Origin of the sequence: Clostridium beijerinckii (genome assembly GCF_036699995.1) — a bacterium.
Taxonomy (GTDB): domain Bacteria; phylum Bacillota; class Clostridia; order Clostridiales; family Clostridiaceae; genus Clostridium; species Clostridium helianthi.
The window spans coordinates 3,490,003-3,502,174 of sequence record NZ_CP144906.1 but is presented as its reverse complement, the minus strand read 5'-3'; the positions used below and the strand labels follow the sequence as shown (position 1 = coordinate 3,502,174).

At 29.1% G+C, this 12,172-nt stretch carries 8 protein-coding genes; all 8 read left to right on the top strand.

Annotation, left to right across the window (positions count from 1 at the left end):
• Window position 1 precedes the first annotated feature (1 nt).
• The 8 genes from PZA12_RS16070 (at window position 2) to PZA12_RS16035 (ending at window position 11,847) form a co-directional block, all read left to right on the top strand.
• A complete protein-coding gene (locus PZA12_RS16070; protein ID WP_103698367.1) occupies window positions 2-2,236 on the top strand; it encodes a dynamin family protein in 2,235 nt (744 codons plus the stop codon).
• A 1-nt stretch (window position 2,237) separates the two neighbouring features.
• Entirely contained in the window at window positions 2,238-4,568 is a 2,331-nt protein-coding gene (locus PZA12_RS16065) for a dynamin family protein (protein WP_103698366.1), read from the top strand.
• Window positions 4,568-5,560, top strand: coding sequence for a hypothetical protein (locus tag PZA12_RS16060; RefSeq protein WP_103698365.1), 993 nt, complete (start codon window positions 4,568-4,570; stop codon window positions 5,558-5,560). Before PZA12_RS16065 ends, PZA12_RS16060 begins: the two co-directional genes overlap by 1 nt.
• Window positions 5,560-6,792, top strand: a complete 1,233-nt coding sequence (locus PZA12_RS16055) for a hypothetical protein (RefSeq protein ID WP_206490947.1) — start codon at window positions 5,560-5,562, stop codon at window positions 6,790-6,792. Before PZA12_RS16060 ends, PZA12_RS16055 begins: the two co-directional genes overlap by 1 nt.
• 15 nt (window positions 6,793-6,807) lie before the next feature.
• A complete protein-coding gene (locus PZA12_RS16050; RefSeq protein WP_103698363.1) occupies window positions 6,808-7,293 on the top strand; it encodes a hypothetical protein in 486 nt (161 codons plus the stop codon).
• 265 nt (window positions 7,294-7,558) lie between these two features.
• Window positions 7,559-8,752: a hypothetical protein gene (locus PZA12_RS16045; RefSeq protein ID WP_103698362.1), complete on the top strand. Its 1,194-nt coding sequence runs from the start codon at window positions 7,559-7,561 to the stop codon at window positions 8,750-8,752.
• Between the two features lie 413 nt (window positions 8,753-9,165).
• Window positions 9,166-10,833 (top strand): nuclease-related domain-containing DEAD/DEAH box helicase, encoded by a 1,668-nt coding sequence (locus PZA12_RS16040; RefSeq protein WP_103698361.1) that lies wholly within the window; start codon window positions 9,166-9,168, stop codon window positions 10,831-10,833.
• A gap of 177 nt (window positions 10,834-11,010) precedes the next feature.
• Complete coding sequence (locus PZA12_RS16035; RefSeq protein ID WP_181005999.1) at window positions 11,011-11,847, top strand: helix-turn-helix transcriptional regulator; 837 nt, start codon at window positions 11,011-11,013, stop codon at window positions 11,845-11,847.
• Window positions 11,848-12,172 lie beyond the last annotated feature (325 nt).

Sequence of the window (12,172 nt, the reverse complement as noted above, 5' to 3'; positions counted from 1 at the left end):
GATGGAACTAAAAGAGTACAAAGAGAAAAAAGATAAGGTTGTTGAAGCAGTAAAACTTATTAGAGAAAACATTAAAGATGAAGCTACAGTAAATTTTTTAGATGAAAAAATTAAAAACTTAGAAAATCATAGATTTGTAATATCTATTTTTGGGCATTTTAGTAATGGAAAAAGTACATTTTTAAATGCATTAATGGGATTTTCAGAAGAAATTCTTGTTGAGGATGAGCTTGCAAGTACAGCAACTATAACTAGACTTAAATATGCTCATACTGAAGCTTTAAAAAATAAGGCTGAAATAATATTTAAGGATGGTAGAGTTGAGGTTGTCGAAATTAACGAAATAAAAAAATATTCAGCTAGAAACAATGAGATTAAGGATGTTGAGGATAAGATTGCCGAAGTTGTTCTATATTTAGATTCTGAGATATTAAAAGATGGAGTTGAGATAGTGGACACTCCAGGATTTAACTCAACACACTATATTCATACAAAAACAGCAAAATCTCATGTAGCAAATTCAGATGCGTCTATATTCTTATTTTCTTATGATAAACCAGGGTCACAAAAGGAGTTTAACTTTTTGAGAGATGTTAATGACAAGATGGATAGAATTTTTCTTGTGTTAAACAAAATTGATATGGAGGACAAAACTGAAAGTACAATAGAAGATACTATAATTGACTTAAAACGCAAGATAAATATTGCTGGAGCAGATGTTAAAGATAAGTTTGTACATCCTATATCAGCTAGACTTGAAAAGCAAGGAATTGCTGAAAAAGACTCTCATAAGAGAGAAACAGCAAGGGTGCTGGAGTTTAAGAAAAAGCTGGCAGATTATTTAACAAGTGATGATAATATTAGGGACAGACTAGAAGCACCAATAAAAAGCATATTATCAAAATTAAATGAGTGCAGGGAATTAAAAAAAGAACAATTTGGGATTTACAATACAGAGAATGACAAGCTAGAACAGGATATTGCAAGAGCAAAGAGTGAACTAGAAGAGTTAGAAAATGATCTTAAGGAAAGAAAAAAGTCTATAAGGAAGCTTGTAAAGTCAGAAATAAATAATTCTAGAAATTTCATAGAATCAGAGGCAGGAAAATTGGAACAAGGAGTAGATGAAGATTTAAAGGATGTAAAATCATCATTTGCATTAAGAATCACAGATTTTAGCAATATGACAGAAAATATTACAAGTAAAATTAAAAATACTGTTGATGGAACTCAAAAAAAATTGATCAGAAAGTTTGAAGAGATAATTGATTTATATATAGATGATCAAAAAGACTTTGATATGATTAAGGGCAAACTTGTTAACGCAATCGAAGTAAAACTTAATATTGATGGGAAAAGTGTTGTATCAATAAATGAAATTGACAAGAGCTATTTTGATGATATTGAAGAGAAGATAGCAAAGAAAAAAGAAGAACTAAGTGAAAAGAGGCTTAAATGGGAAAGGCTCGCTAGAGAAAGCAGCGAAAACGATGAATTAAGACAAGAAGTTGAGAGACAGAGAAGAGCTTTGGAAAGATTAGAAAATGAAAAAAGAGATAGAATACTTCAAGTTGGAGAGGGACAAGTATATAGAGATAAGAGATTAAGAACAGAAAGAGTTTCAAGGGATGGTTTATTTGGAAAGGGTATTGATTTCTTTTTTGGGAAAAAGCCAGTTGAAAGAGAATATGAAGAATATGATGAGAGTGAAATTAATTTAAAAAGAAAACAAAAACTAGATATCAATGAAGAATATGAGGAAAAGATTAAGAAAAAAGAATCACTATTAAGAGAAAAAGAAAGAGATGTAAAGGGAAGCAAGATTTTGGATATTCTGCAAAGTGAAGCAGAAATTAATTTTAGAAAAGAAATGGAAAATTTCTATAATGGAGAAATTGACCTGCAAAAAGAGCGATTTAATAGAGAGCAGGAGTTAGTAAGTGTTAATTTAAGAAAGTATAAAAAATCTATTAAGGGATATATTTCAGATTTAGCTGAAGAAACTAAAACTTCATTAGATATGAATAGTGGCACTATATATAAAATAATTGAGATGGCTTTAATATCATTAGAAAGAAAAATAGAGACTAAAAATGAAGCTATTGAAAATTTAATATTTGCAGGCAAAGTATCACCAGAAGAATTAGATATGAAAATTAAAGAGATATCAGAAGAAATTGTTGCATTAAATGAATCAATAGATAATGTGAGAACAATAAGGGAGAGTGTAGTTTAGTATGGAAATTAATGATTTTTCTAAATATGGAATAAGTGAAGAACTAATAAGAGAGTACATTAATAAAATTAATAATGGCGATAAAATTATAGCAGTTACAGGTGAATTTAGTTCAGGAAAGAGTACTTTTATTAATGCATTGATAAATAAGAATAACTTTTTACCTAGCTCTAATTTAGAGTGTACACCAGTTTTTATAGACTTGATAAAATCTAATACAAAATACATAGAAGTTAAGTACAATGATGGAAAAGTTAAGCATATAGACGCAACAAATGAAAATGTTGAAAAGTATGCTAAGAATGTTGAAGACTATGATAAAAGTATACTAAGTATAACTATTCCAGTAGAAAGTGAATATCTATTAGATAATTATCATTTAATAGATACTCCAGGAACAAATACAACTTATGAAGAACATGAACTAATAACAAAGGAAGTAATTAGAAAATCAGATTTAGTTTTATATGTATTCAATAAAGCATTAACTGATTATGATATTCAAAAAATACAGGAAATCCAAAAGTACACAAGTGACATATTCTTTATATTGACTCACATTGATGATGAAATAGATGGAAAGTATATAAATAAAGAAACTGATTATATAAATAAGTTTGTTTTGGAAGCTGAAGCAGATTTAGAAAATAAACTTAATATTAAAGCCAGTGCACAACCAATTGGCTCAAAGGCTGCATATGAAGATAGTGCATTAATTGATGCTATAAGAGAGAATATTAATTTTGCAGTAAAATGCAATAATGAGAAGAAGATAAAGGAAAATGCAAAGAGACAATTAGGTGTAATATTTGAAAAAAGATTAGAGGAACTTTTAGAAGAACTAGATTTAATAAGAAGCTTATCTGAGGTTGATGGCGAGAAATTAAGTGCCAAAATTGAAAAATTAAATAACAAGATAAACACAATGAATATGGACGAAGAGGATATAACTAAAAACTTTAATAAGATTGTAGAAGAAAATAAAGTTAAGATTGAAAATAACATTAAAAATATATATCAGGAAGAAGAAGCAGAAATAGTAGAGGTACTAGTTTCTAGTGAAGAAATTGATGAAGAATTATTATCATTAACTTTTAATAAAGCATCTGAAAAAATAAATAATAAAGTCAAAGCCTATTTAGATAAGACAATTAATGAGTTAATAAATTACATTTATTTAGAGAATAATGTTCAACTAGAAGGTATAAATACTGAATTGGATCTTAAATTAGAGGCTAAGCTTCATTTACCAACCATTGAAGAATTAGATTTAACTTGTGATGATGATTTAAGACAATTAAGGGAAGATAGATTAAGAGCTGGTATTGAAATAGAAGCTATAAAAGATGAGGTGGCTGCTACATCAGATAAGATTGCTATGATAAAAGATAATATTAGTAAGAATGATGAAGAGTATAACCAAATTAAGGAACAGATTTTAACTAAGGGTGGTTATATTCCAGAGTATGATGAGATAGCAGAAGATGGCGGAGAAGAAACAGGTAGAATTATTGGTAGGACAATTGGAGAGATAGCTGATATAGCATTAATATTTTTTACTCCAGCAGCAGCAGCGCCAGCAGCATTAAAGGCTGCAGATATGGCTAAGGATTCTGTGAAATTGGCGCAGTATGCAACGAAGAGCATAAAAGTTGCTCAAGAAGGAATGAAGAAAGCAGGAAAAGTAATTGAATCTGCCAAAGGAAAAAAAGGTGGAAAGCTGCTAGAAATACTAGATTCCATTTCTATTGGTGGAATCGGTGAAAAAGTTGGAGGAGCTTTAGGGAAAAGTATAAAGCCATCAAAAGTTGCGTATGTAGAAAATGAAACTAAAAAACAAATATGGATAGATGAAATGGAAAGATTGGAAGAATCCAAGAGAGAAGTTAAAGGTAGACAAGCTAGATTAGAAGTTGAAATAGAGAATGGAAATATCTCAATAACTGAAGCAGCAAGAAGAAAGAGAGAAATAGAAAAAGAAATAGCAATAAGTGAAGAACGTGAAAAATTATTATTAGTGAGAAAAGAAAAAGAGTATTATGAAAATAAAAGCAAGGCATTAGAAGAACATTATAAGAATGAAGCAGGTAGAATTTTTACTGAAGAGGCAGAGAATACAATTATTAAGGTAAAGGATATTTTTAAATTTACGACACAACAAATATTGATTAAAAGTGGAAATGAGTTTAACAAAAGATTACAGGTTATGAAAGAATCAATCGATCAAAGTACTGGTGAAAGACAGGAAATAACTAATAAACTCGAAGCTAAGACTGCTTTGGTGGAGGAGCTTAAGAATTACAAACAATGGATTGATGAGTTGATAGTGTAATGGAGATTTTAAGAAATTTATTATATCAAAAGAAAAACTTTGAAAATATATATAAGACATATCTTAATGATGGTTTGAGTGAAGTAGCCGTCTCAGCAGAAAATGAAAAAATTGATGTTGATGGAACTAAATTTATAACTATTGTAGCTGATGAATATTATCCTATATTAAAGAAGTTGTTTTATGTAGAAGAGCCTTTAGAGGATTTAGAAGATTATGAATTAGTATATATAGAAAAAGAAAGTATAGATTCTTATGAAGTAAATTATAGCAGTGATGCACTTTCTATAAAGTGCATTCACCCTTATAGGATTAAAAATAATACTATTAGAATTATTAAGAGATTAAATAAGAAATACAGTGTGGACAATTCACTAATTATAATATTTAGAGAGAAGGGTCTAAGCGGTATTGAAAATCGTATTATTGATAATAAACTTCATAAGGTCAGAAAAGTAAATGACCTTAAAGAAATGAAAGATATACTGATAAAATTTAATAGTTATTATAATGAAAGAATCTTTATTGAAAGTAAGTTAATTCAAAAGGATAAGCAGATATTAGAAACTAATTTAATTGAAGATAGTTTTAGGATAGCCATTGCCATGGATTTTATAAATATTTTAAGTTCTAATGAACTACAGGAAGATAAAATAAATGAGCTTTTACACAGAATAGATCTGATGGCAAAATTAGAATATGAAAAAATAGCTAAAAAAATGGTTATAGATTATTTACAGCCGAATAATTTTACAGACAATTATTTGATTGTAAATAAGCTGTTATCATCAATTGATAGTGTGAAAAAGAGTTTAGATGATTATTTAATGAACAATTTTCAGGCAAGACTTATAAAAATTGTAGATATTAAAATAAAAAGTAAGAGATATATAGCATTAATGGATAGTGGAATATTAAAAATAGATGGCTTTTTATCAGATGAAATAAAAAAATTGAGTAAAGCATTAAGTAGTAGTGCGTTGGAGGAATAATGTTAAATATAGTAATCAAAGCAATAGTGACAGGGCTGATATCTACGGCAGCTGTTGAGATGACATATGATATAGGAAATAAATCAATATTAGCAGGTATAAATATAGTGATTATTATTGGTGCTTTTATGGCATTCAAAATTTATGAAGAAAATTTAAACAAAGAAAGAATTTATAAAGAAGAAAAACTTGAAAGGTTTAAAGAAGATTTGTTAAAAGAAGTAAAGGATAGAGCAGTACTGGAAAACATTCTAGCAGAGATGAGAGATAGGACAGTAGCAGAAAACATCTTAGCAGAAGTAACAGATAGAACTGTGGTGGAAAATATTCTGACAGAAGTAAAGGATAGAGCAGTACTGGAAAACATTCTAGAAGAAATGAAAGATATGACAGTAGCAGAAAACATCTTAGCAGAAGTAAGAGATAAAACTGTGGTGGAAAATATTCTGACAGAAATAAAAGATAGAGCAGTACTGGAAAACATTCTAGAAGAAATGAAAGATAGGACAGTAGCAGAAAACATCTTAGCAGAAGTAAAAGATAGAACGGTGGCAGAAAATATTCTGACAGAAGTAAAGGATAGAGTGGTACTGGAAAACATTCTAACAGAGATGAGAGATAGGACAGTAGCAGAAAACATCTTAGCAGAAGTAAGAGATAAAACTGTGGTGGAAAATATTCTGACAGAAGTAAAGGATAGAGCAGTACTGGAAAACATTCTAGAAGAAATGAAAGATAGGACAGTAGCAGAAAACATCTTAGCAGAAGTAAAAGATAGAACGGTGGCAGAAAATATTCTGACAGAAGTAAAGGATAGAGCAATACTGGAAAACATGCTATCAGAGATGAAAGATAGAACAATAATAGAAAATATCTTAGAGCAAGTAAAAGATAAAAGGTTATTAGAAGATATATTAATAAAAATTAAGGATAAATCAATCATAGAGGATATAAAGGCTGAACTAGAAGATACGAATGAAGCGCTATCAAGAAAATTAGATGATAATAAGGAAGCGATAAACAAATTAAAGAGTGAACTAGGATCAGGGTTAGACGATTTGATAGAAATAACTGAAGGAAATGTAGAGGAATATAAGGGAATAACAAATACTTATAAAGAATTAACAAATGAAACGGTTATAAAGTTAATTGAAATATCTAAATCAAATGAACGTTATTTAAATTTATTAAAGGATACATATAAAGTTTTAAATGTAATGATTGAAGGCTAAAAGTAGGTGATTATAATGTTAGAATTTGAAGATATACTTAAAAAATACTGTGTTTATAGTGAGCGAGATGTTGAAGTAATAGAAGCTTTGGATATAGAAGAATGTAGAAAATCATTAGATAAGAAAATTAAAAACCACAAGAATACTATTGTATATGCAATAAATTTAAGAAAAAAAGCAGAGGAAAAACAAATGCTTCTACTTAAGAAAAGTATTTCGGAGAATATAACTAAAAGGGTTAACAATAGAGATGGTAAGGATATTAATGAGATATTATGTGATTTAAAAACAAACAAACTTATTGTTGGAGAATCAGTAAATAAATTGAAAGATATTTTTAACAGTTTGGAGAAAGTTAAAGAGTATCATATTAAGGAAGAAAACACTATAATTGAAGAATTCAAAATACAATGCAAAAATAAATCTTTAGACAGCTTAGAAATTAAAATCTTAGAGAGATATGTAAGCAGTGACGAATTTAGAAATATAATGAATATATAAAATACTAAAAAAATATATATGTTTCAATTCATAATTATGGCTAAAGATTGCTTAGAAAGTTCTGCTGTCCAAACTCAAGATTTGGAGCATCACTTTTCATTACGTGATTTATAGAATTATGATGAAGAATAATTTTTGCAACATGTACAAATAAAAATACTTAAAAGGACAAAAAATGTCCATACTTATCCGTTAATATAAACTTATCAAGTCACTTCATATAGAAGGAAATTTGAAATGCAGAATATTAACGGAGGTAAAAAGAATGAAAAAACAAAGTTTAAAAAAAGTTATAGCTATGTTAGTAGCAGCAAAAAGTATTTTTGCATTATCTGCAACTGGGGCATCTGCAGTGTGGAGACAAGACAGCAGAGGCTGGGGGAATACTGAAGGAAACAGTTATTCAAAAGGATGGAGAACTATTGGTGGTACATGGTATTACTTTGACAGTAATGGCTATATGAAAACTGGATGGCTAAATAGTGGAGGGTGGTATTATTTCTCACCTAGTGGAGTAATGCAGACTGGATGGATTCAAGATGGAGGCTCTTGGTATTATCTTAAACCTAATGGGACAATGGCAACAAGTGCTGTAGTGACAGATGGAAAAATATCTAAATTTGATGCAGCAGGAAAATGGTTAGGATATGCTAGCAGCACTCAAACTAATACTAATAATACTAATCAAACAAGTGTCACTAACAATAGTAATAACAAAGGAAGCACAACGTCAAATACAATACCGAACAATAATACACTGAATGTTGACAATGAACAAGAAAATGACACCACTGTTAACAATCAAACAAATAATGCTCAAACAAGTAGTAGCAATACACAACAGGGTAATACTTCTAATAGCAGCAATACTGACAGAAGTACAAACTCAAATGACAGTTCTGAAAAGCACAACTCTAATAACAATCAAACAACTGAATCAAATGAAGTTAAAAAAGAATTTACAATAGAAGATGCACTAAAAATAATTTCTGAATACAAAGGAGCAGCGGCGACACTTACGCCGCCAGGTCCAACAAGTGGGATTGATGGGGCATATGAGAAAATACACAAGGATGGCAAAGTAGGTTACGATATTACCAGCTATTTATTTAATGGAAATAGAGTAAACAATTCAGGTGAAATACTGATTTTTGAAGATGGAAGCTACAAGCAATTTTTACAAGGGCATCATCCAAGCCAATTAAATTCAGATGAATGGATAGAAGAGAAATCGCTTGAAGATGTAGCGTTAAAAGATTTTTCAAGTCATGGACAACCAACTCATGATGGAAGTTACGAGTATTATTACCATGGAAAAAAATATAATTTTAGCATTATGCAAGGTATGGAGCAAGGGACATTATATAAAGCATTTCATCCATCAGAATTTGATAGGAACGGTTATAAAATAGAAACAGCTGTTGATTATATGGAAACTGCTAATATAAGAATCAGCTAGAAAGGAACAGTTTTATGATCAAAATAAAAACTCTCAATGAGTTAAAGAATGATAAGGGTTTGTTAAAAAAATGCGAAATCTGCCATGAAGGTGCAGCAGTAAAATCAAAAATAACATTTGCTGGCAAGAAGATACATTTATGTAAGAAGTGTTTTAAAATAATTGAATTCTAGAACATATATGTTGTAATTAGCCTTATACATTTTACGTTTGGATAGTTACTTAACCTAGAATCATTCCCAATATAATTTTATTATTGCAACATATATACTTATAATATTTGAAATATCAAGATATATATTTAGAATGGTTTGTTATTTATTAACGAATCATTCTTTTTTAAAATTCAATAAAGTTGTTTTGATGCAATTAGTAATCATAAGTTATAATATATACCATGGAGGTGAATACTTATGGCAATTATGATTCCTTTTGAATTAAACGAAGGAGATTACTTAAGTCAAAGTGAAAAGGAAGTATTTGATATTTTAAAAAATGAATTGAATGATGATTGGATTGTTATATATTCATTAAGATGGGTAACAGAGGACAAATTATGTATAAATAAATCTAACGGGGAATGTGATTTTATCATTTTAAATCATAATTATGGAATATTAGCCCTAGAAGTTAAAGGCGGAATAATAAATTTTGAAAATGGTGAATGGACAAGCATTGATAAAAATAATATAAAAAATACTATTAAAGATCCAGAAAAGCAGGCAAATACGACCAAATATCAGCTTATTTCAAGGCTAAAAAGAGAGAAACTAAATGCATATATTACAACAGCAGTATGGTTTCCAGATATTGAGCTAAAAAAGCTCAGATTACCTATGAGTATGCCTAAAGAAGTTGTATTAGATATGAATTCTTTTAAAAATATAGAAGAGAGCTTGATTAATATTTTTAAGTATAGAGCTGATAAAGAGCATTTTGATATTAATCCTATAATGCTATCTGATTATAATAAAATAAGGAAAGTGCTGGTACCTGATATTAAAGGGAGTATACCATTATCAAGAAAATGTGAAAAGCTAAATTCAAGATATATAACTTTAAACAATGAGCAATCCTTGTGTTTTGAACAATTAGAAGACAATAGATTTATATCAATAAAAGGGCATGCAGGTACTGGAAAAACTGTTTTAGCTATAAAGAAGGCATTAAAGGACAGCAAGGCTAAAAAGAAGGCTTTATATGTTTGTTATAATAATATGTTATTTAATAAAGTAAGAGAAGAGGCTCAAGGGGAATTTGAAGTATATGGAATTCATATATTTGCAGAAGAATATTTAAAAGAATATCATCCAAAGTATTATGATGAGTTTCAAGAAAATGGTGACTATGATGAAATGATGAGTCACTATCTTGAAGTTTGCAGTGAGAATAAAGAAAAGAAACATATATTGTTTGATACCATATTAGTTGATGAAGGACAAGATTTTAAAGAAGAATGGTTTAAATCTCTATATAATTTTTTAGATGATAATGCCAGCCTATATGTATTTTATGATGAATTACAAATGCTTTATGAAAAGTTTGGGCAAACTGATATAAGTTTTTTAGATATTGGTGTTAGATACAATTTAAAAAGAAACATGAGAAATACAGATGAAATTTGTTTAAGCTCTTTAAAAGTTATAGATGTAGATGAAAATAGTATTATATTAAATGGAATAAATGGACTTAAACCAGAAATAATGGTTGGAGAATCTCAAGCTGATGTTATGGAAAAATTAAAAAGCACATTAAAGGATTTGAGGCTTCAGAAAATTAAGGATGAAAATATTACAATACTAATGACTAACGCTAGAAAAAAAGTCAGCTATTCAAAAGCAGTCAGAGAATATAGCAATGTTATGGTAGAGTCAGTAAGAAAGTATAAAGGTCTTGAAAATGACATAATAATCATTCCAGATATCAAAGAAGATTTCTTAAATAATGATGAGATTAAGAAATTATTATACGTTGCTATGTCAAGAGCAAGAGTGCATGTAATCATGATAATAGATAGTGAAACTTTAAATAGAAAGCAGAGAGCGGCATTTAAGAAAGAGATGGAATATAGGTTGATTTAGGGGATTTTTCAAAAAGTTGAAACAATGCTTGATGAATTTATGGATAATAGATCTATGTAGATAGATGGAAAAGCTAAAGGAATGGTTGTTACTGCAAATAGGCTGCATGCTGTAAGATAAACATGTTTTAGGATGGTACAATTTGGACATGAGGTATTTTTTGGGGGAGGGACTGCTATGCCAAAGGATGAGAGCGCAAAAAAAGTAAGACGTGTATTTGATACTTATCGCTTAATCAATGAAGGTAAGTCGGTAACAAAAAGAGAATTAGCCGATGAATTCAATGTATCATTAGATACAATAAAGAATTATGTATCTGAACTAAAACGTTATTTTAATGTGGATATAGAGAATGATGGTAAAAGATACATAATTAAAGATGGTGGAGATTTTGAAGATCTTAAAAACGATAATAGAATAAGAACAGATGATTTGATAAGTGCAGATGATGTAGTACTTATAATTTCAGCTTTAATTCAGTCCAATGCCTTTATGGAAACTAAAATGTCTATTATTAGGAATAGTCTTTTAAAGGCACTTCCACCTAAAGAAGCTAAAAAGTTAAAGGCTATGTTGGTTTTCGATAAAACAGACAATGGTAAAGATAGAATTATAGAAGAGAATGTTAAAAAAATAAGGAGTGCCATTGCAAAAGAAAAGAAAATCTCTTTTACATATAAAGATTATGATGACAAAATTAAAAAGTATACAATGATTCCATATAGCTTTGCCTGTGATTTGGGCAAGTATTACATTATAGGAAAAAGGGATGATACTAAAACTTTAAAGCATATGAGAATTGATAGAATAATTCATAAATCATTTGGTACAGGTAGAATTATTGAAGTAGATTCTATGAATTCGTCTTATGTTATTAAATTTGATAATTCAGAAACGCATAGAAATATTTCTTTTTCTGCTCAGTTAGAAAAAGCAGATACTGATGATTTTGAAATAGAGTTTATTAATGAACAACATAAAGATACATTAGTAATGGAAGAACAACTTGTCTAAGAAGACAAAATAGAAAAAGAAAGGCTAGAAGTTGAAAGAAAAGAGAAAGAAAGACAAGAGTTAGGATGTTTAGAGGCCATAAAGGATGGGCAGAAAAAATTAGAGGAAAAGCGTTTGGAAGCTGAAATGATTTTGAAATTAAAAAATGAAATAGCGAAACAGGAAATCATAGTTTCAGAAAATAAGTATAAATTTTTGGGTTGAGGTGCAACGTTAAAAAAACAAGAGAAAGCTACAATAAAAGAACTGTATAAGAAATTAGATGAACTGTTTGACTAATAGCAAACACTCCTAAATCGTGCAGCGACCTCTGAGGTATAAATAT